Raw genomic sequence first — 26,836 nt, forward strand, 5'->3', positions numbered from 1 at the left:
ACCCACCGAGCGCGGCGCCTGATGTCCGCGCGGGCGCGTCTCGGCGGGCCTCAGTACATCGGCGGTTTGGCGACTCTCGGCGCGGTACCGCCGCTGGCTTTGAGGTCGGCTTCGCCGTCCCTGACGCCCTCCGCCTGGAACAGCCGCTGCACCGCGCTGGGCGGCGTCACGGGCTTGTTCGGATTGTGCTGCGGCGTCACGCCGATCTCTTTGCCGGTGTTGTAGATCCACGTCATCGTCTTCATCTGCCACGCCGGCTGGATGCCGTTGCCGACCCACGCGCGCGACAGGAAGTAGTGCTCCACGCAGGCCATCACCTCGTCGTCGGGATGGATCAGCGTCATGGGATAGAGCGCGTCGGGCGCGCCGTTGCGGACTTTGTAGAGGTCTGTCTTCAACTGCATGTAACGCGCCGGCTCGGGCGTCGCCTTGCGGTAGGTCTTCCAGCGCTCGATGTAGTCTCGGACGACGGCTTCGTTGGCGGCCATGGCGGGGCTCCGGAACTGCGACGCGCGGAACCTATCGCCACGCCGCCACGCCGCCAATCGGAGAAGAGTTCACGCCGCCGCGGCCTCTGCCGCCATCAGGCCGCCGGCTTCTGCTCGGCCCGCGCGCGCAGCACCGCCGGGCGGGCCGCCATCGCGCGATGGTGCGCGGCCACCTTCGGGAAGCGCGCGATGTCGACGCCGTCGCCCTCCAGCCACCCGGCGATCGTGAACAGGTACGGATCGCAGATCGTGTAGGAATCGCCCATCACCCAGGGCCCCGCGATCATCCCGCGTTCGATCAGCTCGAAGCACTCCGCCATGTTCTGGCCGACCTTGCCGCGCATCGCGTCGAGCGCCGCGGCGTTCTCGGCCGGCACCCAGCGGTAGCCGCGGCCACGATGGGCGTGCGCGACGTGGACCGTCGAGCAGAGGTAGCTGTTGAACGACTGGACGCGCGCGAACGCGAATGCGTCGTCGAGCGGCGCGAGCCGCGCCGCCGGGAACGTCTGCGCGATGTACGCGAGGATCGCCGGCGTCTCCGTCAGGATGCCACGGTCGGTCACGAGCGTCGGAACCCGCCCCTTGGGGTTGACCTCCAGGTAGGGCGCGGAGCGCTGTTCGTCCGCCGCGAAATTCACCAGCACCGGCTCGTAGGTGGCGCCGGATTCCGCCAGCGCGATATGCGAAGCGAAGGCGCACGAACCCGGCGAATGGAACAGCTTCAACATGACGACTCCCGCGACTGATATGACTGGACGCCGGCGATCCTGACCCAGGCGTGCCGCCGGCGGAAGCGTCACGAGGACCCGAAACCGCGCCACAGCCCGTTGAAATGTCGCGAGAATTGCCGGCGGCGCAGGGCAGGGGCCAGTTGCGTGCCGGTCGGCCTTCTGGCATGTAACCGCCGGCTGATCGCCGGGGGGAGCGGCCCAAGAGCCGTCGTCGCGGGTCCGCCTGTCTGGCCGGGGGGTCTCGGGAAACGCTCGATGCCACCCTCAACCGATTGAAAAACAACGGGAAAGACCCATGTTGAACATTCTCTGGGCGACGATCGGCTGTGGCCTGATCGCCATCCTCTACGGGGTGGTGACGGGACGCGCCGTCATGGCCTCCGACTCCGGCACCGCCCGCATGCAGGAAATCTCGCTCGCGGTGCAGGAGGGCGCCTCCGCGTACCTGGCGCGCCAGTACAAGACGATCGCGATGGTCGGCGTCGTCGTCCTCGTCGTGCTCGGCTATCTGCTCGGCACCAAGGTCGCCATCGGCTTCCTGATCGGCGCCGTGCTGTCGGGCGCCGCCGGCTTCATCGGCATGAACGTGTCGGTGCGCGCCAACGTCCGCACCGCCGCCGCCGCGCAGAAGAGCCTCGCTGCGGGCCTCGACATCTCGTTCAAGGCGGGCGCCATCACCGGCATGCTCGTCGCCGGCCTCGCGCTGCTGGGCGTCACCGGCTACTACATGATCCTCACCGTCGGCATGGGGCTGAAGCCGACCGACCGGACCGTGATCGACGCGCTCGTCGCGCTGGGCTTCGGCGCCTCGCTGATCTCGATCTTCGCGCGGCTTGGCGGCGGCATCTTCACCAAGGCCGCCGACGTCGGCGCCGATCTGGTCGGCAAGGTCGAGGTGGGCATCCCCGAGGACGATCCGCGCAACCCCGCGACGATCGCCGACAACGTCGGCGACAACGTCGGCGACTGCGCCGGCATGGCCGCCGACCTGTTCGAGACCTACGCGGTCGGCACCGTGGCGACCATGGTGCTGGCGTCGATCTTCTTCGGCGCCGACGCCGCGCTGGTCGCCAAGATGATGGCCTATCCGATGGCCATCGGCGGCGTCTGCATCCTGACGTCGATCATCGGCACCTACTTCGTCCGCCTCGGCGCCGACAACGGCATCATGTGGGCGATGTACAAGGGCTTCATCGCCTCCGCGGTGCTGTCGGCGATCGCCTTCTGGCCGATCACCAGCTACGTGGTCGGCATGGACACCAAGCTGACCGTGAGCGGCCAGACCTTCACCGGCCTCAGCCTTTTCTACTGCGCGCTGATCGGCCTGATCGTCACCGGGCTGATCGTCTGGGTGACCGAATACTACACCGGCACCGGCTACCGTCCGGTCCGCTCGGTCGCGCAGGCGTCCGTCAGCGGCCACGGCACCAACGTGATCCAGGGTCTCGCCGTCTCCATGGAGGCGACCGCGATCCCGGCGCTGGTGATCTGCGCCGGCATCATCGGCTGCTACGTGCTGGCGGGCCTGTTCGGCATCGCCATCGCGACCACCGCGATGCTGGCGCTGGCCGGCATGGTCGTGGCGCTCGACGCCTACGGCCCGGTCACCGACAACGCCGGCGGCATCGCCGAGATGGCGGGCCTGCCGAAGGAAGTGCGCAAGAACACCGACGCGCTCGACGCCGTCGGCAACACGACGAAGGCGGTCACCAAGGGCTACGCGATCGGCTCGGCCGGCCTCGGCGCGCTGGTGCTGTTCGCCGCCTACACCTCGGATCTCGACTTCTTCATCGCGCAGGGCAAGCTCGGCGTGACGGCGGTCGATTTCTCGCTCAAGAATCCCTACGTGGTCGTCGGCCTGCTGCTGGGCGGCCTTCTGCCGTACCTGTTCGGCGCCATGGGCATGACGGCGGTCGGACGCGCCGCCGGCTCGGTGGTCGAGGAGGTCCGTCGCCAGCTCAAGTCGATCCCCGGCCTGCGCGAGGGCAAGTCCGGCGTGAAGCCGGAGTACGGCCGTCTCGTCGACATGCTGACCAAGGCGGCGATCAAGGAGATGGTCATCCCGTCCCTGCTGCCGGTGCTGTCGCCGATCGTGCTGTTCTTCATCGTGCGCTGGATCGGTGGCGCGTCGAACGCCTACGCGGCGCTGGGCGCGATGCTGCTGGGCGTGATCGTGACCGGCCTGTTCGTGGCGATCTCGATGACCGCCGGCGGCGGTGCCTGGGACAACGCCAAGAAGTCGTTCGAGGACGGTTTCGTCGACAAGGACGGCGTCAAGCACATGAAGGGCTCGGACGCCCATAAGGCGGCCGTCACCGGCGACACCGTCGGCGACCCCTACAAGGACACGGCCGGGCCGGCCGTGAACCCGATGATCAAGATCACGAACATCGTGGCGCTGCTGCTGCTGGCCGTCCTGGCCCACTAGGCGACACGCGCACCAACAGAAAGCCCCGGCGGAGCGATCCGCCGGGGCTTTTTCTTCGTCGGGCGCGATCGGTCGCGGCGCGGTCGGCGTGGCTGGCGGTCGGCTGCGTGCCGGCTAGGCGGCGGTCTTCGCGGCGGTCCGGCGAATCTTTCCGCCACCGGCGGCCGCGATCTTGAGGACGGCGGCCGCGCGCTCGGCCTCCAGCGCCTTCTCGGCCTCGGCGGCGTCGCGCGCCAGCCGCAACGCGCGCAGCTTCGCGGTCTTGGCGGCGTCGGCCTCGCGGGCCCGCTCGCGCTCCTTCATGGCTTCCTTTTCGCGCGCCTTGGCGGCGTCCTCGCGCCGCTGGACGCTGCCGCCGAGCCGGTCGTGCGCGCGGCGGATGGCCGCTTTCCGTGACTCTTCCATGACGGGCTCCTTTTGTTGGACGCTGGATGCGCCGTGGTCGCGCCGACGTCGGGCCGGATCGCGGGAGAATGGTGTCGTCGGCCCGACCGCGGGGTCTCGCGCGGGGCGGCCGCAGGGGCTCGCCCGTGCCATGGCCTTTCCCCGTCAAGTACGGGTCGGCGACGGCCTCGGCGGCCTTTGTAGACCAAATCCGGGCAAAAGAGTCGGATATTTGGCGGCGGGCGCCGGTCAGAGACGTCCCAACGCGCGGAACCGGTCCTCGACGAACTGGATCGGCACGATCTGGTTGGACTGAAGCGTCTGGCCGGGTAGCGCCGCCCAACCGGCGAGGAACGGATCGACCACCCCGGACCTGATCCCCGACATCTGCTCGATCGTGGCGAGCGCGAGGTAGGGCACGGAAACGGCGGCGTAGCCGCCCTCGTGCGTCATCACGATACGTCCGCCGCAGAAAGCGTCGGCGATCCGCATCAGCTCGGCGGTCATGGTCCGGTAGGAACCGGAATGCAGCATCATCCGGCCGAGCGGATCGTGGTTGCCGGCGTCGAAGCCGCTGGAGACGATGATGAGCTGCGGCGCGAACCGCCGCAGCGCGGGCAGCACGATCCGGTCGAAGGCGTGCAGATAGGCGCCGTGACCCGAGCCCGGCGGTAGTGGAATGTTGATCGTGGCGCCGCGTCCATCGCCTTCGCCGATCTCGTCGATGCCGCCGGAATTCGCCGGAAAAAGACCGTCCTGGTGCAGCGAGATCGCCAGCGCGCGCGGATCGCGCCAGAACGCCTTCTGGGTGCCGTTGCCGTGGTGGACGTCCCAGTCGACGAAGGCGATGCGCTCGAGACCGCGCGCCTCGAGCGCGTGGCGTCCGGCGATCGCGCCGTTGCAGAGGTAGCAGAAGCCCATGCCGGTTTCGCGCTCGGCGTGGTGGCCGGGCGGACGGATCAGCGCGTAGGCGTTGCGGACCTCGCCATCGAGGACGGCGTCGACCGCCGCGACCGCCCCGCCGGCGGCGAGGATCGCGATCTCGGCCGTCCGCGGCCCGGCCCGCGTGCGCGGCCCGACCTCGCCGTAGGGCGCGGCATCGGCGGCGTGTAGTCCGTCTAGGTATTCCCGGCTGTGGACCCGCAGTATCTGCTCGTCGGTCGCCGGCCGAGGGGCGATCGGGACGAGACCGCGCAGCAATCCACCGGCGTCGAGGAGGTTGCGGATGCGCCGCTTCGTGTCCGGTGATTCCCAGCTCGCAGCGGGCTCGAACATCGCCGCCGGCGGATAGTTCGCCGACATGTCGGCGCCGTTGTGCCAAGCGTAGCGCTCGTCCCAGACGAACCCCGTCGCCATCGCGGCGCCTCCGCGGACTACTTCTTGGGCGTGTTGAAGCGGCCGACGTTTCCGAAGATCTGCTCGAGCACCGTCAGTTCCTTGCCGGCCGTCGGGGTCTTGCGGTCGACCATGTCGACGACCTTGGCGTCCTTCAAGGTGTAGTTCTTGATCTCCTTGACCCGCCCGTTCTCGTCGAAACGGACGGCGATCACCTTCTGCTCGGCGACCTTCGGCTCGAAGAAGGCCATCGCCTCCTGCCGCTGGGTGACGTAGTACCAGGTGTCGTCGTTGAAGCTGGCGACCGCCGAGGGGCTGCCCATCAGCCGCAGCACGTCGTCGCGGCCCTGCGAACCGACCTCGAGCTTCTCGACGACGCCAGGCTGGGGGACGTGCCCCCGGACGTCGACGATGGGATCGCAGCCGCCGAGCGCCAAGGCGCCGACGGTCGCGGCGACCGTGGCGAAACGTAGAACGAAAGCGGACATTGGGCGATCCCGGCTTGATCGGCGGGTTCAGCCGCCATAGATGGCGGTGCTGGACGGGCCGGCACATTGCCGCCGGGAGGGCGCCAAGTCAAACGTGGGCGGACGGATCGACGCCGGGTCCGCGAACAAGGAAGCGGGGATGCTGGGGCTTTTTCGCCGGCGCGAGACGCCGGAGCAACAACAGGCGCGGGCGATCTACGTCGCGCTGGCCGAGCAGGCGCGCCGTCCGGAATTCTACGCCGATCTCAAGGTTCCCGACACGGTGGACGGGCGGTTCGACTTGCTCGCGGTTCACGCCTGGCTTGTGATCGAGCGCCTGAGCGTCGAACCGGACGCGGCGACACTGAATCAGGCCGTTTTCGACGCGATGTTCGGCCATCTCGATCTGACGGTGCGGGAGATGGGCGCGCAAGATCTCGGCGTTGGCCGGCGTATCAAGATCATGGCGGAGGGCTTTCGCGGGCGGTCCGTGGCGTTCCAAGGGGCGGTCGCCGATGCCGACGATACCGCGCTGCGCGCCGTGGTGCGGCGTAACGTCTATGGCAAGGCCGAGGCGCCGGACGAGGGAGTCGACGCGCTCTGCGCCTATATCCGCGGGAGCGCTGCCGGACTGGCCGCCGTCGACCGCGACGGAATGCTCGCGGCACGGCTCAAGTGGGCAAAAATATCCATTTATAAACAAGGCGATAAGCCATGAAAATCGAAATCGACCCGACGGTCGAGCTGTCACGGAAATTGCGATTGGACCGGGTTCCCGCCGGTGGCGTGGAGTTGCGCATCGAGCCCGGCGAGACGGAGCGGGCGGCGTTGGCGCGCCGCTTCGCGCTGTCCGCCGTGACGTCGATGTCGGCCACCACCCGCCTCGACCAAGGGGCGGGCGGGATGTGGCGCGTCCGCGGCCGCCTTCTCGCACGGGTGGTGCAACCCTGCGGAATCACGTTGGAGCCGGTCGAGCAGGCGATCGACGACACTTTCGACCTGCGGTTCGGCGAGGCGGCGGAGGAACTCGACCGCGCCACCGGTGAACTGGTCATCGACGCCGACGGCGAGGCGCCCGAGCCGCTTGAAGGCGATGAACTCGACCTCGGCGCGGTCGTGGCCGATCAGCTCGGGCTGGCGATCGATCCGTTTCCGCGCAAGGCCGGCGCCCGGCTGGAGGACGTGCTCCCGGCGGCGCGCGAGGAGGATCCTGCGGCGGGGCCGTTCGGCGTCCTGCGCGCGTTGCGCCGCCGCGAGCCGGATTCCAAGGGATCCTGACGCAGCGCCCGTCGAGTCGCCCCGGCAAGACCCTTGCCGCAACGGCGGGTTTTGGTTAGGAAGGCGGCCCTTGCGATAATTGCGTCCGATGGACCGGTGCCGTCGCGAAATGGCGGCGCCGTCGTGGAGACCGAGTCATGGCCGTTCCCAAGAAGAAAGTCAGCAAATCGCGGCGTGACATGCGCCGTAGCCACCACGGCCTCAAGGCGTCGGCCTATGTCGAGTGCGCGAATTGCGGCGAGCTGACGCGCCCGCACCACGTCTGCGGCGCCTGCGGCCACTACCGCAAGCGCGAAGTCGTGCCGCAGGTCGCCGCGACCGCCTGAGCGTGGCGGCCGCGCCGCTAGCGGCCGCACTCCACCGTGGACGGGAACATCGTCATCGCGCTCGACGGCATGGGCGGGGACCAGGCCCCCGACATGGTCGTGCGCGGCGCCGATATCGCACGCGAGCGCCATCCCGAGGTTACGTTCCTCCTGTTCGGCGATCCCGAGCGTCTGCGGCCGTTGATCGACCGCACCAAGCTTCTCAAGGGTAGCTGCGAGCTGGTCGCCACCACGGACGTGGTGTCGAACGACGACAAGCCGACCGCCGCGCTGCGCAAGCGCAAGACGTCGAGCATGGGGCAGGCGGTCGAGGCCGTCGCCGCCGGCACCGCGAGCTGCGTCGTCTCGGCCGGCAACACCGGGGCGTTGCTCGCGACCGCCAGCGTCGGACTGCGCACGTTGCCGGGCGTCCGGCGCCCGGCCCTGTGCTCTTTCCTGCCGACGACGCGCGGCGAGACCGTGATGCTCGACCTCGGCGCCAACCTGCAGTGCGACAGCAACAACCTGGTCGAGTTCGCGGTGATGGGCTCGGTGTTCGCGCGCAGCGTGCTGGGAATCGACGCGCCGACAGTCGGCCTGCTCAACGTCGGCGCCGAGGAGGGCAAGGGCAACGAGACGCTGCGCGACGCCGCGGCCGCGCTGCGGGTCGAGGGCGGCCCGGTCTCGTTCCACGGCTTCGTCGAGGGCAACGACATCGGCACCGGGGCGGTCGACGTCGTCGTGACCGACGGTTTCACCGGCAATGTCGCGCTGAAAGCGATCGAAGGCACCGCCAAGCTCTACACCGGCTTCGTGCGCGACGCGTTCAACACCTCGCCACTCGCGAAAATGGGCTATCTTCTCGCCGGTGGAGCTTGGCGCAAGCTGCGTCAGCGGGTCGATCCCCGGCGCTACAATGGCGGCGTGTTCCTCGGCCTCAACGGCGTCTGCGTGAAAAGCCATGGCGGCACGGACGCGATCGGCTTCGCGCACGCCATCGGCGTCGCGGTCGATCTCGTGAAGTACAGTTTCAACGACAAGGTCGTCGAGGACCTGAGGCGGCTGCGCGCGGCGCTCGAGAGCGCGGGCGCGCCGGCGGCGGTGGGGGGAGCTGCGGGGACATGATTCGCTCTGTGGTGCAAGGTTGCGGCTCGTACCTGCCGGAGCGGGTGGTGACGAACGAGGAGCTGGCGCGCCGGCTCGACACGTCCGACGACTGGATCACGCAGCGCACCGGCATCAAGGCGCGCCATATCGCCGCCGACGGCGAGATGACGTCGGATCTGGCGCTGGCCGCCTCCCGCGCGGCCCTGGCCGCCGCCGGGATGAGCGGATCCGACATCGACCTGATCGTGCTCGCGACCGCGACGCCGGACCAGACGTTCCCGGCGACCGCGACCAAGGTCCAGGCCGCGCTCGGCATGACCAGGGGCGCCGCGTTCGACGTCCAGGCGGTCTGCTCCGGTTTTGTCTACGGGGTGTCTGTGGCCGACAGCATGATGCGTTGCGGCATGGCGCGGACCGCGCTGGTGATCGGCGCGGAGACGTTCTCGCGGATTCTCGACTGGAACGACCGTGGCACCTGCGTGCTGTTCGGCGATGGCGCCGGCGCCATCGTCTTGAGAGCCGAGGAGGGGGCGGGAACCGCGTCCGACCGCGGGGTGCTGGCCAACACCATCCATTCCGATGGGCGGCACCACGACCTCCTGTACGTCGACGGCGGCCCATCCTCCACCCGGACGGCGGGTTTCCTCCGGATGGAAGGGAAGGAGGTCTTCAAGCACGCGGTGACCAACCTGGCCGCGGTTGTCGGGGAGACCCTCGGCTTGGCGGGCGTGACGGCGGCCGATCTCGATTGGCTGGTGCCGCACCAGGCCAACAAGCGGATCATCGACGGGACCGGCCGCAAACTCGGGCTGCCCTCGGACAAGGTCGTGGTCACCGTCCAGGACCACGCGAACACGTCGGCGGCCTCCATTCCGCTGGCGCTGGACGTCGCCATCAAGGACGGACGCATCCAACGCGGCCATCTCGTGCTGCTCGAAGCCATGGGTGGCGGATTGACCTGGGGTGCAAGCCTAATTCGTTGGTAGAACAAAAAACTGTGGAAATTTTCTCAAGATTCATTTCAGTTGAATTGATTGCTTAAGAGTTGCATATAAATATTATATATCAATATGTTAGATATTTTTATTAAAGTGATATTTTGTCATTATTATATAATACATTGATATATTTATATATATTTGAACTTTTTCACGTTCTTTACGAGCATCAGCTCAGGTTTCCGCAGAATTGCCGTTTTGACGACCATATTGGTCGTTCTGGGCGTGTTTTGTTCACTCCCGATTACATTTTTAACGGCCGCGCACATGCCCCTGTTATTGACCTCATTTCTATCTGAGACTATGGTTTAAGAGGGGAAGGGGAAAAGCTGAATGGAATTGCGTACGATCACCCGCGCTGATCTCAGCGAGGCGGTGTTCCAGGACGTGGGGTTGTCCCGGAACGAATCCGCCGAGTTGGTCGAGGTCGTCCTCGGCGAGATCGCGGATGCCTTGGCCAAAGGCCAGACCGTGAAGATTTCCAGCTTTGGAAGTTTCACCGTCCGGGACAAGGGCCAGCGGATCGGGCGTAATCCAAAAACCGGTCAGGAGGTTCCAATCCTGCCGCGGCGAGTCCTCGTCTTCCGCGCGTCGAACGTGTTGAAAGCAAAAATTAACAACACGACGCCAATCAGTGATGATGTGGAAGGTGAATGATGGCCACTGCGACAATGACCATGCCGGACCGACGGATGGAGAAATCCGCCCACGCGTTCCGTACCATCAGCGAGGTCGCGACCGAGCTGGATGTTCCGCAGCACGTCCTGCGGTTCTGGGAGAGCAAATTCAACCAGGTCCGCCCGCTGAAGCGTGGTGGCGGTCGCCGTTACTACCGGCCGGAGGATATCGACCTGCTGCGTCGTATCCGCTCGCTGCTGTACGATGACGGCTACACGATCAAGGGCGTCCAGCGTCTGCTGAAGGAGGCCCGCGGCCGCCTCGGCATGCGCGAGACCGCTGTCGAACCGCGTCTGCTCGACATCGAGACGCGCGCCGAGCTGCCGCGCACCGGCCCGCAGCCGGCGACCGACCGGCCGCTGTCGCGCGTCAGCGCGCGCCTCGACGCAGCCAAGCGCGGCGAGATCGAGGACGTGCTGTCCGACCTCCAGGGCGCGCTGTCGCTGCTTCGCAAGACGCTGCAGACCTCGTAGACGACGTATCGGCGCCGAATCGGAAGCCGCCGGCGCGATCGCCGGCGGCTTCGCCATTCTCCGCGCCGCGCATCCCGAGGAATTGTGGCGCGGGCAGCGCGGCGTCGTTGCAATCCGGCGTGCTGTGCGTCTATGTTCCGCGCGCCCGGACGGGGCGCCTCAGCGCGCCGCCGACGGGCGGACGAGCAGGTCGGGGCGTAGCGCAGCCCGGTAGCGCATCAGTCTGGGGGACTGAGGGTCGTCGGTTCGAATCCGGCCGCCCCGACCAACTCGTCACCGATTGGATCGGTTCAATCCACGATCTGCGCGGCGTCTCAGGCCTCGAGCGTCTGTTCGACCAGCGCGCGGCCGGCCGGCGTCAGCTTGCAGACCAACCAGTCGGGCTTCAGCGGATTGGCGAACCACGGCTCGGCCCATCCTCTATCGACGCAACGGCGGATCAGGGACGGCTCGAACGCTTGCCCGTCGAGGTCGAAAAGCGGAAGCTTTCCGCCAGGCTGGGAAAATCCTCGAATAAGATAAGATAATTCTCTATTTTTCAGCCTAATAGGAGAATTTCTTAAAGTTGAACATTCAGATGAAGAAGGCGAGACTTTCTTCGCGAGCGCGCCCATGACGTCCCCCAGACTTCAACTGCCCCTGTACAAGAAATACTCGACAAGCCTCTGAAAATAAACAAAAAATTAAAATTCACGCTGAGTAATAGCGATATCCACCGCCTATTGGGCCGAGGGAGGCGCAGGTGTCCCAAGTCTTGTTGGTCTACGTGACAGCGGCCGACGTCGAGGAGGCCGAAAGAATCGGCGAGGCGGTGGTCGACGGCCGCTTGGCGGCGTGCGCCAACATCGTCGATGGCATGCGCACGATCTTCCGCTGGGAAGGTAGCGTGCAGAAGGGCCGCGAAGCGATCCTGATCCTGAAGACCCGCGAGGACCTGTTCGAGGAACTCAAGGACCGTGTGATCGAATTGCACTCCTACGACCTGCCCTGCGTGGTGGCGGTGCGGATCGAGACCGGCCACGAACCGTTCCTGGAATGGGTCGAGGCCGAGACCGGCCCGAGTCTGTTCGCCTGAGCCGGCGCCGCCGACCCGTGCCCATTCGCGCGGCAGGCCGGCGCAAGCGCGTGTTGCGGCCACGACGGGTCCTCGGCACCATGGCGCCGCGCCGGCGGTCCCCCGCGTCGGCGGCCACGAACGGATCGGTCGCATGTCCGCAGCATCCCTAGACGCCGGTGCCGCCGCGCCGAACGAGCGCGCGATCCTGGTGTATTCCTCCATCGGCCACGGCCTGATGCACTACATGGCCGCGTTCTTCCCCTACATCGCCATCGGCATGGCGGTGGCGTGGGGAGAACCCGGCAAACCCCTCGACCACCAGGTCCTGTTGCTCCCGCTGTGGCAGATGGCGGCGTTCCTGCTCGGCCTCGCGGCGCTGCCGGCGGGCTGGCTCAGCGACCGCTGGAGCGCGCCGGGCATGATGGTGGTCATGTTCCTCGGCATGGGCGTGGCGTCGATCGCCTGCGGTTTCGTGCCCGACGGCGGCTATCTCGCGCTTCAGCTCCTGATGGCGGCGCTGGGCCTTTTCGCGGCGATCTACCACTCCGTCGGCATCGCCTGGGTGCTGCGCAACGCCGCGCGCCCCGGTCATGCCCTGGGAATCAACGGCGTGTTCGGCAGCGCCGGCCTGGCGCTGTGCGGCGCCGGCTCCGGCCTGCTGATCAACCTGTTCTCGTGGCGCGCCGCCTTCATCGTGCCGGGCGTCGTCTGCGTCGTGGCCGGAATCGCGCTGATGGACGCCATCCGGCGCGGGCGCGTGGGCGACCGGCCGATGCCGGCGACGCGCGGCGCGACGCCGGCCAAGGGCGATCTGGCGCGGGTGTTCGTGATCCTGACGGTGACGATGTTCATCGGCGGCATCATGTGGCAGGCGATCCAGTACGGCGCCCCGGGCCTTTTCGAGGCGCGGATGGCGGCGGAGATCGACTGGCTGCAGGGCGTGACCAACGGCCAGCTCGCGACCGAGGCCAAGAAGATGGCGTTCTGGGTCGGCATCTTCGGCTCTCTGGTCTACGTCGCGTCGGGAGTCTGCCAGTACTTCCTCGGCTGGCTGTCGGACCGCTTCGCGCTCAAGAGCGTCTACGCCGTGACGGCGTTCCTGCAGGTGCTGGCGATGCTGGGGCTGGCGTTCCTGCCGGGCTACGGCGCGGTGGCGGCCGCGATGGCGTCCGCGATCATCAGCTCCGCCTCGGGCCCGGCGGAGAACCTGCTGATCGGGCGCTACACGCCGACCCGCTACCACGGCCTCGGGTTCGGCGCGAAATTCATCGTCTCGTTCGGCGCCGGCCCGGTCGCGATCTGGCTGATCTCGCACGTGAAGGCCAGCACCGGCGATCTCGAGCGCCTGTTCCTCGGCCTCGCGATAGCGGGGGTGCTGGTCTGGCTGGCGGCGTTGCTGCTGCCGGGTGGCGAGCGCAAGGCGCCGGCGATGGCCGCGCCGCGCCCCGCGCCGGCCGAATAGGGCGGACCGCGCCGGACGCCGCAGGGCGACCGGCGCGGGCGCCGGTCACTTTCCGCGGAACGCCGGCCGCGACAGGCAGCGGTCCAGCCAGTTCGCGACGTTCGGGCAGGTCGGCATCTCGAGCTTGACCAGCTTCGCCCAGCTCATCACCGAGGCCAGGTTCAGATCGGCGATCGTGAAGGTGTCGCCGGTCAGGAACTGCCGGCCGGTCAACGCCGCCTCCAGCACGGCGAGCGGCTTGGCGACGGCGGCCTTGGCGTCCTCGACCGCCTTCGGGTTCCGCTTGTCCGGCGGCGTCATGAACTGGTCGATGACGATCGTCAGCAGGTGCTTCTCGACCTCGGTCATGCCCCAGAACGACCACTGGAAGGCGAGGCCCTCGCCCTCGGCGCTCGACGGCCACAGCGCGCCGCCGTACTTGCGCGCCAGGTAGAGGTTGATCGCCATCGACTCGAACAGGACCAGCTCGCCGTCCTGCATCGCCGGCATCTTGCCGTTGGGGTTGAGCTTCAGGAACTCTGGGTCCTTGATCGCCTTCATGTCGAGCGTGACTTGCTCGAACGGCACGCCGCACTCCCGGGCGCACCACAGCACGCGCGCGGCCCGCGACTGCGGCGAGCCGTAGATCTTCAATCCAGCCATCTGCCTCTTCCTCCTCAACGCATGTTCTGGATGACGTTCTTCGCCGCCTGGTCGTGGGCCTTCATGACGTCGCCCAGCGCGTCGAACATCTGCGACCGTTTCTCGATCATCCGCTTCAGCTTCGCCATCTCCGCGTCGGGGCTGCTGGCGGCGGCGGCCGCGACGCCTGCGGCCGCGAGCGCGGCGGTCTTCGAGATCGCGCTGGCGACGCCGCGCAGCGTGTTGAGCTTGCGCTCCAGGTCGCTGACCGCGGCCTCGACGTTGAACGCCTTCGAGCCCATCGCCTTCTCCGACGCGTCGTGCAGGATGGCGGCGAACGCCATCTTCGCGACAAGCGCCGTGATCGGCTCGGCGCGTGGCGCGGCCATGGCGGCGGCGCTCTTCAGGCTCATCTCGAGCTGCGCCAGCGTCGTCTGGATCAGCGTGCCAACCTTCGAGATGTCGCTGGCGAGCTTGGAGCCCTCGGTGGCGAGCTTCGGCGCCGAGGGCGAACCCGCGCGCGGCTGCTGGCTCGACCCGGTCGGTCCGGTGATCGGCATGTCGGTCTCTCTCCGCCGCGCTGGTCAGCGGGTGTTGCGGACGATGTTCCTCGCGGCGCCGTCCTGGGCCTTCGCGACCTCGCTCAACGCGTCGAAGAGCTGGGCGTGGTCGACGACGAGCTGCTGGAGCTTGTACAGGTCGGCATGCTTCGCCGCGCCGTCGCCAGCCGGCGCCGGGGTCGCGACGCCGCCCAGAGCGTCGAGCCGGACCGCCAGATCGAGGGCCGCGGTCGCCGGGTTGAACGATTTGCTGGCCATCGCCTTCCTCTGGGCGTCCTCGAGGATCGCCACGAAAGCGAGCTTCATCGCCAGCTGCGACCGTTCGAGCTGGCCGCTGGCCCCTTGGAAGCCGCCCGACGCGGCGTTGAGCATCGTGGTCAGATTGGATAGAACGTCCTTCACCTCGGTCGAGACCTTGCTGATGGCGTCGGCCAGCTTGCCGTTCTCGAGGCCGAGCCGGGAAAGCAGGTCGCCGGCGCCGCCGGCCGCCCGGAAATTGTCCACGAAGACCATGTCGGATCTCCCTCGCGCGCGGCCGATCGGACGGCCCTCCGCCGGCGCGTGCCGCCCGTCGCGCGCCACCGGCCGGCCATTCTGCGTCCGGCCGCGGCGGCCCGCAAGGCGGGCGGCTAGGCGGATGCCTTGGCGAGCGCCTGGTCTAGGTCGGCGACGATGTCGGCCACGCTCTCGATGCCGATAGACAGGCGGACCACGTCGGGCCCGGCGCCGGCGGCGACCCGCTGCTCGTCGGTGAGCTGGCGGTGTGTGGTCGAGGCGGGATGGATGATCAGGCTCTTGGCGTCGCCGATATTTGCGAGGTGCGAGAACAGCTCGACCGAGTCGACCAGCTTCACGCCGGCGGCGTAGCCGCCCTTGAGCCCGAAGGTGAACACCGAGCCGGCGCCGCGCGGCAGGTAGCGCTTCGCCAGAGCGTTGTAGCGGTTGCCCGGCAGGCCGGCGTAGTTGACCCATGCGACGGCGGGATGCGCCGCGAGATGTTCGGCGACCGCCTGGGCGTTGGCGCAGTGCCGCTCCATGCGCAGCGCCAGCGTCTCGATGCCGAGCATCGTCAACCAGGCGTTGAACGGCGCCTGCGAGGGCCCGAGATCGCGCAGGCCCACGGCGTGGCTGTGGAAGGTGTAGGCCATGTCGCCGAACGTCTCGAAGAAGTTCATGCCGTGGTAGGCGGGCTCGGCGCCGGCCAGGCTGGGGAACTTGCCGCCGCGCGACCAGTCGAACTTCCCCGAATCGACGATCGCGCCGCCCATCGACGTGCCCGTGCCGCACAGGAACTTGGTCGTCGAATGCAGCACCAGGGTCGCGCCGTGGTCGATCGGCTTGCACAGGTAGGGCGTCGCCATGGTGTTGTCGACCAGCAGCGGCACGCCGAGGGACTCCGCGACCTTGGCGATGGCCTCGATGTCGCACACCACGCCGCCGGGGTTGGCGAGGCTCTCGATGAAGAAAGCCTTGGTGCGCGGCGTGGCGGCGCGGCGGAAATTCTCGGGATCGTCGGCGTCGACGAACGAGGCGCGCCAGCCGAACTTCGGATAGGTGTTCCTCATCTGCTGGATCGAGCCGCCGTAGAGGCGCGTGGCGGCGACGATGTCGTCGCCCGGGGACATCAGCGGGAACAGCGCCAGCACCTGGGCGGCGTGGCCCGACGACGCCACCGTGGCGCCGCGGCCGCCCTCCAGCGCCGCCAGACGAGCCTCGAGAGCCGCCGTGGTCGGGTTGGTCAGGCGCGAGTAGATGAAGCCCACGGTCTGCAGGTTGAACAGCGCCGCGGCGTGGTCGGCGTCCTCGAACACGTAGGCGGTCGTCTGGTGGATCGGCAGGGCGCGCGACCCCGTGCTGGGATCCGGCGCCGCGCCGGCGTGGATCGACAGCGTCTCGAAGCCGTAGGCGGGTTGGTCGGTCATTGCGCACGCTCCATAAAGTTTGGTCGCCAGTCTTATACCCGGACGGAGCGGGCGGGGCGCGTCCGTTCGCCCGGCACACCGCCGGCCCGGATGACAGGCGGGGACCGGACGCCTAAGGTGCGCCCGCCGGAAAAGCCGCCCGAGGGAGTCGAGATCGTGAACGCCAAGCCGCGTGGCCGTCAGTTCTTCCAGAATCCCGGTCCGACGAACATCCCCGACCGCATCCTGCGCGCGATGGACCGCGCCACGCTCGACTTCCTCAGCGACGAGTTCATGGAGATCCACCGCTTCTGCCACGCCGGCGTGCGCCGCGTGCTGAAGACCAACCAGCGGCTGTTCATGTACGCCTCCAGCGGCCACGGCGCGTGGGAGGCCTCGCTGGTCAACCTGTTCGCGCCCGGCGACACGCTGCTGATGCTGGAGTCCGGCTACTTCTCGGAGAGCTGGGAGCAGATGGCGGCGAATCTCGGCCTCAAGATCGAACGTCTCGCCGCCGACTGGCGCCGGGGCGTGCGCGTCGAGGACGTCGCGCGCCGGCTGGAGGCCGACAAGGGCCACGCGATCAAGGCGGTGCTCACGGTACACAACGAGACCGCCACGGGCCTGGCGACGCCGATCGCCGATGTCCGCCGCGCGATCGACGGCGCCAGGCATCCGGCTTTGCTGCTGGTCGATACGATCTCCTCGCTGGGCTGCTACGATTTCCGCATGGACGCGTGGGGCGTCGACGTCTGCGTCGGCGGCAGCCAGAAGGGCCTGATGCTGCCCACCGGCATGGCCTTCACCGGCGTCAGCGACAAGGCTTTCGAGCGCTCGAAGCGGCCAGGCCTGCCGCGGCACTACTGGAACTGGGAGATGATGACGCGGCGCGAGCCGCAGAGCTTCGTCGGCACCACGCCGGTGCACCTGTTCTTCGCCCTCGAGGAATCGATCAAGATGATCGAGGAGGAGGGGCTCGACGCGATCTTCGCGCGCCACCACCGGCTGGCCGCGGCGGCCCGCGCCGCCGTGGCCCAGTGGGGCGGCGGCGCCGTCAGCGGCGCGACGTGCGGCGAGAAGGGCATCGCGGGGCCGGTCAAGGCGATCGAGCTGTTCTGCGCCGGTGCCTCGCGGCTGTCGGACTCGGTGACAGCGGTGATCGTGCCCGACGGCCACGACGCCAACGCCTTCCGCGGGGTGGCGTTGAACCGGTTCAACGTGTCGACCGGCGGCGGGCTCGGACCGCTGATGGGCCGCGTGTTCCGCATCGGCCACATGGGCGACCTCAACGAGCCGATGCTGCTGGGCGCGCTGGCCACCATCGAGCTGGCGTTCAAGGTCGCGGGAATGCCCTACAATCCCGGCGGCGTCGAAGCTGCGGTCGGCGCGCTCGCCGCGTAGCGGGCGCCGCTTCGAAGCGGCCGGCGACGCGGCGGCGCGGATCACAGCGAGGAGGACACGACCATGGCTGTCACGGCTCTGAAGAACGCGAAATCCGTCCGCGAGCAGGTCGGCGAGGAGGAGTGGCAGAAGCGGGTCGATCTCGCGGCCTGCTACAGGCTGGTGCATCTGCACGGCATGGACGAGATGATCGCCAACCACATCTCGACCCAGGTGCCGGGCGAGCCGGGGACGTTCCTGCTGAACCCCTACGGCTACCTCTACGACCAGATGCATGCCTCGTGCTTCGTGAAGGTCGATTTCGACGGCAACACGCTGTTCGATCCGACCGGGCTGGGCCCGAACAAGGCCGGATTCGTGATCCACAGCGCCATCCACAAGGCGCGCCACGACGTCGACTGCGTGATCCACACGCACACGCTGGCCGGCATGGCGGTCTCGGCGATGAAGCGGGGCCTGATGCCGCTGGCGCAGACCGCGATGCGCTTCATCGACATCGCCTACCACGACTACGAGGGGCCGGCGATCCGCATGGACGAGCAGGCCCGCCTCGTCGCCAATCTCGGCGAGCGCGAGGTGATGATCCTGCGCAACCACGGTCTGCTGGCGACCGGCGCCAGCATCCCCGAGGCGTTCAACAACATCTGGCGGCTCGAGCGCGCCTGCCAGCTCCAGGTGATGGCGCTGTCGTGCAACACCGAGCTGTCGCTGCCGCCGCGCGAGACCGTCGAGGCGGCGAACCACCTGTTCAAGCCCGGCGTGCGCCGCCGGCTCGGCCAGCTCGAGTGGCCGGCCCTGCTGCGCAAGCTCGACTCCATCGACACCTCCTGGCGCGAGTAGCGCCGCCGGGCGCCGGCGTCGCGGTCCTTCGCTGCGCCCGGGACGACGGGAATTGCGGCCTTCGTCAGGACGCCGCCGTCCTGCGCGCAGCGAAGGACCCCGAACCTCGAACGAAGAGGGCGGCGTGGCCACAGCCCATCTTTCCGGCCTCGCGGTCGGGAGCGCGCTGACGCGCCGCGGCGTCGCGGGCGGCCTCGCGCTGGCGCCACTCGCGGCGGCGGCGCAGCCCGCCGGCTATCCGGATCGGCCGGTGCGTCTGGTCGTCGGCTTTCCGCCGGGCGGGCCCAACGACCTGTTGTCGCGGATCCTCGCGCCGAGGGTCGGCGAGCTGCTGCGCCAGACCGTCGTGGTCGAGAACAAGAGCGGCTCCAACGGCGAGATCGCCACCGCTTTCGTCGCCAAGGCGCCGCCAGACGGCTACACGCTGGGGATGGCGACGAACGGCTCGACCACCATCGCGCCGGCGATCGGCCGCAAGCTGCCCTACGACGCGCGCGTCGATCTCGCGGCCGTCGCGCTGGTCGCCAGCAGCCCGATGCTGCTGGTGGTGCGCAACGACCTGCCGGCGGCGTCGTTGACCGAGCTGCTGCGGCTGGCGCGCGAACGGCCGGGCACGCTCAACGCCGGATCGGCGGGGTCCGGCAGCCCGACGCATCTCGGGCTGGAACTCCTGAAGTCGATGGCCGGCGTCGACATCGTCCACGTGCCCTACAAGGGCGGCGGCCCGCTGATGATCGACCTCATGGCCGGCCAGATCGACCTCTATTTCGGCGGCCTGACGACGGCGCTGCCGCATGTCCGGTCCGGCACGCTGCGCGCCCTGGCGGTGACGTCGCTGGCGCGCTCGGCGGCGGCGCCGGAGATCCCGACGCTGGCCGAGTCCGGCCTCGCGGGCTACGACGCCGGCATCTGGTACGGCATCTTCGCGCCGGCCGGCACGCCGTCGCGGATCGTGGACCGCCTGCACGCCGTCTTCGCCGAGGCGGTGCGCTCGCCGGACGTCCTGCGGCAGTTCGCCGAGCACGGCGCCGATCCGAGGGACCTCGGCCCCGCCGCCCTGGCGCGCTTCGTCGTCGAGGATATGGAGAAGTGGACGCGGCTGGCACGGGCGGCGCGCATCGTCTCGGACTGACGTCGGCGGGAATATTCCCGGCGACCGCGTGTTCGTCTCCATGCGACAGTGCGGCCGCGGGGCCGATCGACGGGGAGCGATGTGACGACGACGAAGCCGGGCGCGGGCGCGATCCACGCCGCCGCCACCTACCTCGCGGTCGTGCAGTTCTTCTTCGCCGGCTGCTGGATCGTCTACGTGATCCATCTGCCGGGCCTGCTCAAGACCGTCGGCCTCGACGCGTCGCTGGTCATCTGGTTCCTGATGGCCGACCAGCTCGTCTTCGCGCTCACCGACCTCGCGATGGGGCTGTGGTTGGACCGCATCCGCGGCGGCCTGCGCCGCTTTGGCCCCGTCGTCCTCGCGATGACGGCGTTCTCCTGCCTCGCGTTCCTGCTGCTGCCCTATGTCGCGCGATCCGGCGGCGACACCGGCAGGGGCGTCTTCATCGCGCTGCTCGTGGTCTGGACGGTGACGTCCTCGGCGCTGCGCGCGCCGCCGCTGGCGCTGCTGGGGACCTACGCGCCGGCGCCGGCGCTGCCGTGGGCGCTGGCCCTGAACTTCCTCGGCCTCGCCCTGGCCGGAGCCCTGTCGCCCTATTTCGGTGGCGCGCTCAAGGCGATGGACCCGCGGCTGCCGTTCGCGGTCTCCAGCGCCGCGCTGTTCGCGACCACGCTCGGCCTCGTCTGGATCGAGCGCGCGCTCGCGGCCGCCGGCCCGCAGGCGGCGGAGCCGAAGGCCGACGCGCCCCGGCCGCGCGCCGCGCCCCTGTTCTTCGCCGCCTGCGCCGCGCTGGCGCTCGGATTCCAGATCCATTTCTTCGTCAACTCCGCGCCACGCTACCTCGTCTTCGCCAAGCCGGCCGACCTCGACCTGCTGATGCCGGTGTTCTGGATCGGCTTCAATTTCGCGATGTTCCCCGCCGCCACGCTCGCCAAGCGGCTCGGCGAGATGCCCGTCATGGCCGCCGCGGTCGCCGTCGGGATCGCCGGCATCCTCGCCACGGTGCTGGCGCGCGACCTGACGACGCTGGTCGTCGGACAGGCGCTGGCCGGCGCCGGCTGGGGCGCCACCTTCGTGCTGTTCTTCGCCGGCGCCACGGCCTACGGCCGCGTCGGCCGCGAGGGCCGCATGCTGGGCGCGCTGTGGGCCGTCGTGAACGTCGCGGTGCTGGCGCGCATGGCCACCGGCGCCGCCGGCCTCGGCAAGATGCCGGAGTACGCGGACATCCTGTCCTGGGGGCCGGCGGTGGCGTGGACCGTCGGCCTCGCGCTGCTGCTCGTCGTCGCGTGGCGCTGGCGCGGCGGCGCTAGAGCGCCGGCATGACCTCGCGCGCGAACAGCTCGACCGAGCGCGCCGATTCATCGAACGACAGGTCGCCGAACGCCATCCGGCACAGGCAGTAGTTGATCCCGGCGACGTCGTTGTCGGCGCGCATGCGGTCGCGCACGGTCGCGGCCGAACCGGCCACGATGTAGCCCTGCGCCAGCGCGTCCTCGAACTCGGCGGGGATCAGCTGCCGCGGCAGGCCGACGCCGTTCTTCCGCCACAGGTGGATCAGCGCGTCGTACCACAGCGCGAAGGCGCGTTTGGCGGCGGCGCGCGCTTCGGCGTCGGTCTCCGCCACGACGACATGGCGGCTGATGCCGATGAAGGGCAGGGCGTCGTCGGCGCCGCCGCGCGCCCGCCACGCCGCGCGGTAGCGGGCCGAGAACTCGCCGACCCTCGGCGCCGCCATGCCGACGATGGCGTTGATTCCGTCCTGCGCCAGACGGTCGGCGTGGTCGAGCGTGTTGGCGCCGTACCACAGCGGCGGATGCGGCGTCTGCACGGGGCGCATCTCGATCGGCACGTCGCGGAAGCTGAAGAACCTGCCTTCGTGGGTCAGCGACGCGCTGGTCAGGCCGCGCATGACGACGTCGAACGTCTCGGCGTAGCGCTCCGGACCGGTCGCGGGATCGACGCCGAAATACGCCACCTCGTAGGGGCTGATGCCGCGGCCGACGCCCAGCTCGAGGCGGCCGTCGCTCATCTGGTCGAGCATGCAGATTTCGTCGATCAGACGCAGCGGGTGATAGAGGTTGAGCGTGTAGACCAGCGGGCCGAAGCGCAGCCGCTTGGTGCGCTGCGCGACGGCGGCGAGGAACACGCTCGGCGACGGCGCCATGCCCAGGGGCGTCGCGTGGTGCTCGGCCACGTGGTAGGCGTGGAAACCGAGGCGGTCGTACATCTCGATCAGCCGCAGCCGGTCCTCGAACTGCGCGCCCAGTCCACCGGCGGCGCGGTCCATATGGTCGAACACCCCGAACTTCATCGTTTCCGTCCCTGTCGTTGGCGCGTCACGGCGTCGCGTCCACGAGGCCCGCGGCCGGCCGGAAATCGTACAGGGCGAGGGGCGGCGGCGCACGCCCCTCCGCGCCCGGCCGAAGCGAGCGCCACATCGCGGGATCGACGCGCGTCGCGCGCGCCCGCACCCAGCCGGCGAAGGCGCGACGCCGTTCCTCGTCGACCGGGCGCAGACCGTGCGAGCCCCGGCCCGCCAGCAGCACGAAGCGGACGTCACCGGAGTCGATCCGCCGCGCCAGCGTGTCGAGATCGAGGATCGGGTCGGTGCCGAGGAAGCCGCCAATCGCCATGACCGGTAGCCCCGACCGTGTGATGACCGGTGCGGCCAGCAGCGCGTTCGACGTCGCCAGCGCGAAGCGTTCACCCCTCCGGTTGGCGGCGAGGAAGGCGTGCAACCGGGGATCGTCCGTGCCGGGCCGATGGTTCGCCAGCATGCCGCGGCGGCCCGGCGCATCGGGGGTGAGCACGCGGGCGAGGCTCGCGGACGGCAGCATGACGTTGCCCGGCGCCAGCGCGCAGGTCAGCGACCATACCGTCGGCAACGCGAGTAGAGCGGTGACGGCGATCGCCGCTCCGGCCCATCGCGCGCGATCGCCGCGCCATGCAACGAGCGCGCACCCGACCGCGATCGCCGCCACGAGGATCGGCAGGACCTGGTTGGTCCAGCCGTCGCCGCGCCATCCGAGATCGTCCGCCGCGACATGCGCCTGCCATGCCGCCGTCGCCAGCAGCGTCCCCGCGAGGGCGAACCGCCACGTCGGCGACCCGCGCCGCGCCCATGGCGCCGTCAGGCCGATCGCCGCGAGCGCGGCCAGCGGCGGGGCCAGCGCCGCGAGGTAGTAGGCATGGAAGATGCCGCCTGCGAAACTGAAGGCCGCTCCGTAGGTCAGGACCCATCCGCCCCATAGCAGGAGCGCGGCGTGCCGGCGCCCCGCCGGCCACGACGCGCCGGTGCCGAGCGCCGCGGCCACGGCGCCCAGCGCGGCCAGCGGCAGGAGCCAGCCGAACTGCGCCGCCAGATGCCGGTCGGCGAGTCGCAACGGTCCGGTCGGCACGTTGTCGAAGAACTGGCGTCCGGGCGCGATCGTCGCCGGCGCCGGGGACGCCGTCCGGTCCTGGCTCGCGTCGGTGGACGCGGTGGCGGCCGGCGGCTGCCGCCGCGCCCGGGGAGCGAACCGCTCCAGCCCGTTGTGGCCGACCACCAGTTCGAGCATTGAATCGGTCCGGCTGCTGCCGGCGTATGGCCGCTGCCCTTTGGGCACGAGATCGAACGGCGCCACCCACGAGAGCGCGACGGACGCGAACACGAGGCCGCCGATGGCGAGATGCGCGAGCCGGCGCCGCCACGACAACGGCGCGGACACGAGATAGACGAGCGCCAGAGTCGGCAGGATCGGCACGGCCGCCAGCATCTTGATGTTGAACGCCACGCCGGCGAGCGCCATGGCGGCGGCCAGCCATCCGGCGCTACCGCGCTCTGTCGCGCGCGAAACGGCCCAGGCGGCGAGGACGAGGAACAGCAGCAGCGCGCTGTCGGTGTTGTTGGTGCGGTCGATGGCGACGGCGACCGGCGTCACGGCGAGGAACAGCGACGCCAGCAGACCCGCGGCGATGCCGAAACGCCGGCGCACGAGACGTCCGGTGATCGCGACGGTCAGCAATCCCTCGACCACTTGAGGAAGCAGGATGGCGGGACCGGAGAATCCGAACGCCGACGCGCTGGCGGCCTGGATCCAGAACGCGACCGGCGGCTTGTCGAGCGTCACGAATCCGGCGGGATCGAAGGCGTTGAAGAACAGGAGGTCCCAGCTGGTCAGCATGCTCCTGACCCCGGCGGCGTAGTACTCCGTGCCGAAGCCGTTGGCGTCCAGCCGCCATAGCCGCAGCGCCGCCGCGACGGCGAGTATCGCCGCGAACGCGAGACGCGCCGGCCAGACGCCGATCGGGGGGCGACCTGGTGGCGCGGGAAGGGGGGATGTCCTCACGATGGCTGTACGGCCCGGAGGATCGTGGCATCCCTAGAGTCGGCGTTTCTTGCTGCTGATGACGCCGCTGGCGATGCCGTGCCACTCCAGTTTGCCGATCAGGCGGCTGTGCTCGATCTTGGGACAGCGGTTCATGACGACGCGCAGGCCGGCGGCCTCGGCGCGCGCCGCCGCGGCGTCGTCGCGGACCCCGATCTGCATCCACACGATCTTGGCGCCGTGGCGGATGGCGTCGTCGGCGATCGGGCCGGCGGCCTCGGAATTGCGGAAGATGTCGACCATGTCGACGGTCTCCGGCAGTTCGTCGAGGGAGGCGTGGACCTTCTGGCCGAGGATCTCCTGCCCGGCGGCGCCGGGGTTCACGGGGAATATCCTGAATCCGTGGTCGAGCAGGTACTTCATCGCGAAGTAACTCGGCCGGATCCAGTTGGTGGACGCGCCGACCATGGCGATGGTCTTCGTCGCCCGCAGCACCGAGCGCAGATAGGCGTCCGTGTAGCGGTCGTGCACCACGGCGTCGGTCGCCGGCGCCGGCGTCGTGTTTCCATCCATATCTTCATTCCCGTCGCCGCGATGTGGCGGCGCGGCAGTATGGGCGCGCATGGCGGCGTCCATCAAGCCGGGGTGGCCGGGCCCGCCGGCCTTGGCTAGGCTCGCGCGACAGGGAACAGGGAGAACGCCTTGGCCACGCCGCCCATGCTCTTTTCGCCGATCCAACTGCGCGACATCGCGCTCAAGAACCGCATCGTCGTGGCGCCGATGCACCAGTACGCGGCCGACAAGGGGTTCGCGACCGACTGGCACCTGATGAACGCCGGCCGCTACGCCGCCGGCGGCGCGGGGCTGGTGATCATGGAGTCGACCAAGGTCGAGCGCCGCGGCTGCGGCACCGTGGGCGATCTCGGACTGTGGGACGACAAGTTCATCCCCGGCCTGCGCCGCTGCGTCGATTTCATCCGGAGCCACGATTCCGCAGTGCCCGGCATCCAGCTCGGCCATTCCGGCCGCAAGGCGCGTCGGTTCCGTCCATGGGAGGGCGGCGCGCCGCTCAACGGGCCGGCCGATCCCGAGGTGTGGGACTGGGACGGCTGGGAACTGGTGTCGTCGAGCGGCGAGGCCTCGCCGGCCTCCGATCCGACGCCGCGGGCGCTCAGCCGCGACGAGATTCCGGACGTCGTCGAGCGCTGGGGCCAGGCGGCGCGGCGCGCCCATGAGGCCGGCTTCGACGTGCTCGACGTCCATGGCGCGCACGGCTACCTGATCCACCAGTTCCTCTCGCCGTTCGCCAACAAGCGCAACGACGAGTACGGCGGGTCGGACCTGAACCGCATGCGCTTCTGCATCGAGGTGATAGAGTCCGTCCGGGCGCACTGGCCGGCGCACAAGCCGCTGTTCCTGCGCCTCTCGGTCGAGGACGATTCCGGCTGGGGGCCGGCCCAGAGCGTCGAGCTGGCGAAGATCGTCAAGCCGAAGGGCGTCGACGTGATCGACTGCAGCTCCGGCGGCATGCGCGGCAGCCCGGTCGTCAGCGCCGGCCCGGTCGGTTACGGCTACCAGGTGCCCTACGCCGACCGGCTCAGAAACGAGGCCGGAATCCTCAGCATGGCCGTCGGCCTGATCGTGCACGCCGACCAGGCCGAGGCGATCCTGCGCGAGGGCCGCGCCGACCTGATCGCGCTGGCGCGCGAGCTGCTCTACAACCCGAACTGGCCGATGGACGCCGCCCGCAAGCTCGGCGTCGAGAAGGCGTTCGATTCGGTGCCGGCGGCGCAGGCCTACTGGCTCGCCAAGCGGGCTCAATCCGTCAACATCACGCCGTCGACCTACCAGCGCGGCATGGCCGGGTAGGGCGGACGCGCCTCGGAAGGGAGCCTGGCCATGCTGGAAATCGCCGTCTTCGTCATGGCCCTCGTCTACGCGGCGACGCTGCCCGGGCGCATCGCGAAGCTGAAGGCGGGCGAGGTCCCCGCGAAATTCGCGGCCGACCCGGCCGCCTACACGAAGCGTATGCGCAACGAAGCGCGCATCTTCTCGATCCTGGCGCTGATCTGGGGCGTGAAGGACGTCGTAGAGGTGCTGTTCCTGCGCGACGTGTCCGGACTGGGCGGCGTGCAGATCATCGTCTGGCTGCTGATCGCGGGCTGGTTCGCGCTGGCCGTCGCGCTTCACGTGCTGCGCCGCCCGCTCGACGAATAGAGGATCGCGCGGCGGCCGTGAGTCTCGAGGCGATCACGCTGGTGATCGTCGGCGTCGCGGCGGCGGGCTGGACGGGCAGGGCGCGCCGCGCCCGCGCCGGCGATCTGCCGTACCGATGGGGCATGAACGAGCGGCTGTATCTCTCCGTCGTGGGGGCCGAGGCGCCGATCGCGGCGGTGTTCTGCGTCCTATGCGCGCTGTGGCGCCTCGCCGGTCTGGTGTGGGCGGCGCTCGACGGCGACAAGCCGGCCTTGGCCGCGGCGGTCGACGACTGCACGCACGCGGTGGCCGCGGCGTGGGTCGCGCTCGCGATCCCTTGGCTGGCGCTGCGGCGGCGGTTCGACGCGGAATCCGGACGCGGCGTGTGAGGCCGCTCACACGCCGCGGGCGCCGACGCGCGCGAGGATCGCGACCGGATGCGCGCCATGGTAGCGTCGCGTCCGCCGCCCGGGGCGACCCGGCCGAAGCGTCCGGGAGACAGCGATGCCGAACGATCCCGCCCCGAAAGCCGCCGATGCGGCGCCGCTGCTGGACGCCGAGGGCGTGCGGCGGGAGGAGCTGGAACGCGCCGTCGCCCCCCGCCGCGCCGCGTGGGCGGATCTGAAAGTCGACATCGACGCCGACGTGTCGCGGCTGGCCGCGAGGCTGGCCAGTCTCGGCGAGCGCCTCGCGATGGAGGATCTC

At 69.4% G+C, this 26,836-nt stretch carries 30 protein-coding genes and 1 tRNA gene; 18 read left to right on the plus strand and 13 right to left on the minus strand.

All coding sequences use genetic code 11. The annotated features are described in order from the left end of the window. Positions 1–50: 50 nt before the first annotated feature. Complete coding sequence (locus IPK81_24480) at positions 51–488, minus strand: hypothetical protein (GenBank protein QQS12579.1); 438 nt, start codon at positions 486–488, stop codon at positions 51–53. Positions 489–583: 95 nt separating this feature from the next. Beyond that, the gene (locus tag IPK81_24485) at positions 584–1,216 is read right to left on the minus strand and encodes a glutathione S-transferase family protein (protein ID QQS12580.1); all 633 of its coding nucleotides are present in this window, start codon (positions 1,214–1,216) and stop codon (positions 584–586) included. Between the two features lie 298 nt (positions 1,217–1,514). Between IPK81_24485 and IPK81_24490 the strand changes: the two genes are divergently transcribed. After that, positions 1,515–3,647, plus strand: a complete 2,133-nt coding sequence (locus IPK81_24490) for a sodium-translocating pyrophosphatase (protein ID QQS12581.1) — start codon at positions 1,515–1,517, stop codon at positions 3,645–3,647. A 114-nt stretch (positions 3,648–3,761) separates the two neighbouring features. On the opposite strand, the gene IPK81_24495 is transcribed toward IPK81_24490, so the two are convergent. The 3 genes from IPK81_24495 to IPK81_24505 form a co-directional block, all read right to left on the minus strand. Then, entirely contained in the window at positions 3,762–4,052 is a 291-nt protein-coding gene (locus IPK81_24495) for a hypothetical protein (GenBank protein QQS12582.1), read from the minus strand. A 228-nt stretch (positions 4,053–4,280) separates the two neighbouring features. Beyond that, on the minus strand, positions 4,281–5,387 hold the full coding sequence (locus IPK81_24500; protein QQS12583.1) for a class II histone deacetylase: 1,107 nt from the start codon (positions 5,385–5,387) through the stop codon (positions 4,281–4,283). Between the two features lie 17 nt (positions 5,388–5,404). Next, positions 5,405–5,854: an outer membrane protein assembly factor BamE gene (locus tag IPK81_24505; protein ID QQS12584.1), complete on the minus strand. Its 450-nt coding sequence runs from the start codon at positions 5,852–5,854 to the stop codon at positions 5,405–5,407. Positions 5,855–5,894: 40 nt separating this feature from the next. Here IPK81_24505 and IPK81_24510 point away from each other — a divergent pair, with 40 nt between their 5' ends. The 8 genes from IPK81_24510 to IPK81_24545 all read left to right on the plus strand — a co-directional run bounded on the left by IPK81_24510 (position 5,895) and on the right by IPK81_24545 (position 10,940). After that, complete coding sequence (locus IPK81_24510) at positions 5,895–6,551, plus strand: ubiquinol-cytochrome C chaperone family protein (GenBank protein ID QQS12585.1); 657 nt, start codon at positions 5,895–5,897, stop codon at positions 6,549–6,551. Then, positions 6,548–7,111 carry a DUF177 domain-containing protein gene (locus tag IPK81_24515; GenBank protein ID QQS12586.1) on the plus strand — a complete coding sequence of 188 codons (564 nt, stop codon included), beginning with the start codon at positions 6,548–6,550 and terminating at the stop codon, positions 7,109–7,111. The genes IPK81_24510 and IPK81_24515 overlap by 4 nt, the downstream gene beginning before the upstream one ends. Before the next feature lie 137 nt (positions 7,112–7,248). Continuing rightward, a complete protein-coding gene (rpmF, locus tag IPK81_24520; protein QQS12587.1) occupies positions 7,249–7,437 on the plus strand; it encodes a 50S ribosomal protein L32 in 189 nt (62 codons plus the stop codon). 36 nt (positions 7,438–7,473) lie between these two features. Next, on the plus strand, positions 7,474–8,541 hold the full coding sequence (plsX, locus tag IPK81_24525) for a phosphate acyltransferase PlsX (GenBank protein ID QQS12588.1): 1,068 nt from the start codon (positions 7,474–7,476) through the stop codon (positions 8,539–8,541). After that, a complete protein-coding gene (locus tag IPK81_24530) occupies positions 8,538–9,509 on the plus strand; it encodes a ketoacyl-ACP synthase III (GenBank protein QQS12589.1) in 972 nt (323 codons plus the stop codon). Before plsX ends, IPK81_24530 begins: the two co-directional genes overlap by 4 nt. A gap of 345 nt (positions 9,510–9,854) precedes the next feature. After that, positions 9,855–10,178 carry an integration host factor subunit alpha gene (locus tag IPK81_24535; GenBank protein QQS12590.1) on the plus strand — a complete coding sequence of 108 codons (324 nt, stop codon included), beginning with the start codon at positions 9,855–9,857 and terminating at the stop codon, positions 10,176–10,178. Between the two features lie 35 nt (positions 10,179–10,213). Next, positions 10,214–10,672, plus strand: a complete 459-nt coding sequence (locus tag IPK81_24540; GenBank protein ID QQS15253.1) for a MerR family transcriptional regulator — start codon at positions 10,214–10,216, stop codon at positions 10,670–10,672. A gap of 191 nt (positions 10,673–10,863) precedes the next feature. After that, positions 10,864–10,940, plus strand: a tRNA-Pro gene (locus IPK81_24545). Between the two features lie 46 nt (positions 10,941–10,986). On the opposite strand, the gene IPK81_24550 is transcribed toward IPK81_24545, so the two are convergent. After that, positions 10,987–11,214, minus strand: a complete 228-nt coding sequence (locus IPK81_24550) for a hypothetical protein (GenBank protein QQS15254.1) — start codon at positions 11,212–11,214, stop codon at positions 10,987–10,989. Positions 11,215–11,414: 200 nt separating this feature from the next. Between IPK81_24550 and IPK81_24555 the strand changes: the two genes are divergently transcribed. Next, complete coding sequence (locus tag IPK81_24555; GenBank protein QQS12591.1) at positions 11,415–11,747, plus strand: divalent-cation tolerance protein CutA; 333 nt, start codon at positions 11,415–11,417, stop codon at positions 11,745–11,747. 133 nt (positions 11,748–11,880) lie between these two features. Further along, entirely contained in the window at positions 11,881–13,191 is a 1,311-nt protein-coding gene (locus IPK81_24560; GenBank protein ID QQS12592.1) for an MFS transporter, read from the plus strand. Between the two features lie 45 nt (positions 13,192–13,236). Here the strand turns inward: IPK81_24560 and IPK81_24565 are convergent, their stop codons facing one another. The 4 genes from IPK81_24565 to IPK81_24580 form a co-directional block, all read right to left on the minus strand. Then, entirely contained in the window at positions 13,237–13,833 is a 597-nt protein-coding gene (locus tag IPK81_24565) for a glutathione S-transferase family protein (GenBank protein QQS12593.1), read from the minus strand. Positions 13,834–13,847: 14 nt separating this feature from the next. After that, positions 13,848–14,372: a hypothetical protein gene (locus tag IPK81_24570; GenBank protein QQS12594.1), complete on the minus strand. Its 525-nt coding sequence runs from the start codon at positions 14,370–14,372 to the stop codon at positions 13,848–13,850. A gap of 24 nt (positions 14,373–14,396) precedes the next feature. Beyond that, positions 14,397–14,885, minus strand: a complete 489-nt coding sequence (locus IPK81_24575; protein ID QQS12595.1) for a hypothetical protein — start codon at positions 14,883–14,885, stop codon at positions 14,397–14,399. A gap of 116 nt (positions 14,886–15,001) precedes the next feature. Beyond that, positions 15,002–16,294 (minus strand): O-acetylhomoserine aminocarboxypropyltransferase, encoded by a 1,293-nt coding sequence (locus IPK81_24580; GenBank protein QQS12596.1) that lies wholly within the window; start codon positions 16,292–16,294, stop codon positions 15,002–15,004. A 90-nt stretch (positions 16,295–16,384) separates the two neighbouring features. On the opposite strand from IPK81_24580, the gene IPK81_24585 reads away from it, so the two are divergent. The 4 genes from IPK81_24585 to IPK81_24600 all read left to right on the plus strand — a co-directional run bounded on the left by IPK81_24585 (position 16,385) and on the right by IPK81_24600 (position 20,951). Then, positions 16,385–17,674 carry an aminotransferase class V-fold PLP-dependent enzyme gene (locus IPK81_24585; GenBank protein ID QQS12597.1) on the plus strand — a complete coding sequence of 430 codons (1,290 nt, stop codon included), beginning with the start codon at positions 16,385–16,387 and terminating at the stop codon, positions 17,672–17,674. Positions 17,675–17,737: 63 nt separating this feature from the next. Continuing rightward, complete coding sequence (locus IPK81_24590) at positions 17,738–18,514, plus strand: class II aldolase/adducin family protein (protein QQS12598.1); 777 nt, start codon at positions 17,738–17,740, stop codon at positions 18,512–18,514. A 124-nt stretch (positions 18,515–18,638) separates the two neighbouring features. After that, positions 18,639–19,646, plus strand: a complete 1,008-nt coding sequence (locus IPK81_24595) for a tripartite tricarboxylate transporter substrate binding protein (GenBank protein ID QQS12599.1) — start codon at positions 18,639–18,641, stop codon at positions 19,644–19,646. Positions 19,647–19,727: 81 nt separating this feature from the next. Next, positions 19,728–20,951 (plus strand): MFS transporter, encoded by a 1,224-nt coding sequence (locus tag IPK81_24600; protein ID QQS12600.1) that lies wholly within the window; start codon positions 19,728–19,730, stop codon positions 20,949–20,951. Here IPK81_24600 and IPK81_24605 read toward each other — a convergent pair. Genes IPK81_24605 through IPK81_24615 form a run of 3 tightly spaced genes read right to left on the minus strand, consistent with a single transcriptional unit; the run spans position 20,935 to position 24,508 of the window. Continuing rightward, positions 20,935–21,939 (minus strand): LLM class flavin-dependent oxidoreductase, encoded by a 1,005-nt coding sequence (locus tag IPK81_24605; GenBank protein QQS12601.1) that lies wholly within the window; start codon positions 21,937–21,939, stop codon positions 20,935–20,937. The two genes, IPK81_24600 and IPK81_24605, sit on opposite strands and share 17 nt — an antisense overlap. Positions 21,940–21,964: 25 nt before the next feature. Further along, entirely contained in the window at positions 21,965–23,956 is a 1,992-nt protein-coding gene (locus IPK81_24610; protein QQS12602.1) for a glycosyltransferase family 39 protein, read from the minus strand. Positions 23,957–23,989: 33 nt separating this feature from the next. Next, complete coding sequence (locus IPK81_24615; GenBank protein QQS12603.1) at positions 23,990–24,508, minus strand: CoA-binding protein; 519 nt, start codon at positions 24,506–24,508, stop codon at positions 23,990–23,992. 144 nt (positions 24,509–24,652) lie between these two features. Here IPK81_24615 and IPK81_24620 point away from each other — a divergent pair, with 144 nt between their 5' ends. Genes IPK81_24620 through IPK81_24630 form a run of 3 tightly spaced genes read left to right on the plus strand, consistent with a single transcriptional unit; the run spans position 24,653 to position 26,520 of the window. Then, positions 24,653–25,804 carry an NADH:flavin oxidoreductase/NADH oxidase gene (locus IPK81_24620; GenBank protein ID QQS15255.1) on the plus strand — a complete coding sequence of 384 codons (1,152 nt, stop codon included), beginning with the start codon at positions 24,653–24,655 and terminating at the stop codon, positions 25,802–25,804. Between the two features lie 30 nt (positions 25,805–25,834). Continuing rightward, positions 25,835–26,152, plus strand: a complete 318-nt coding sequence (locus tag IPK81_24625; GenBank protein QQS12604.1) for a hypothetical protein — start codon at positions 25,835–25,837, stop codon at positions 26,150–26,152. Positions 26,153–26,169: 17 nt separating this feature from the next. Next, on the plus strand, positions 26,170–26,520 hold the full coding sequence (locus tag IPK81_24630) for a hypothetical protein (GenBank protein ID QQS12605.1): 351 nt from the start codon (positions 26,170–26,172) through the stop codon (positions 26,518–26,520). Positions 26,521–26,836 lie beyond the last annotated feature (316 nt).

The sequence above is a fragment of the Rhodospirillales bacterium genome (assembly GCA_016699855.1).
Taxonomy (GTDB): domain Bacteria; phylum Pseudomonadota; class Alphaproteobacteria; order Reyranellales; family Reyranellaceae.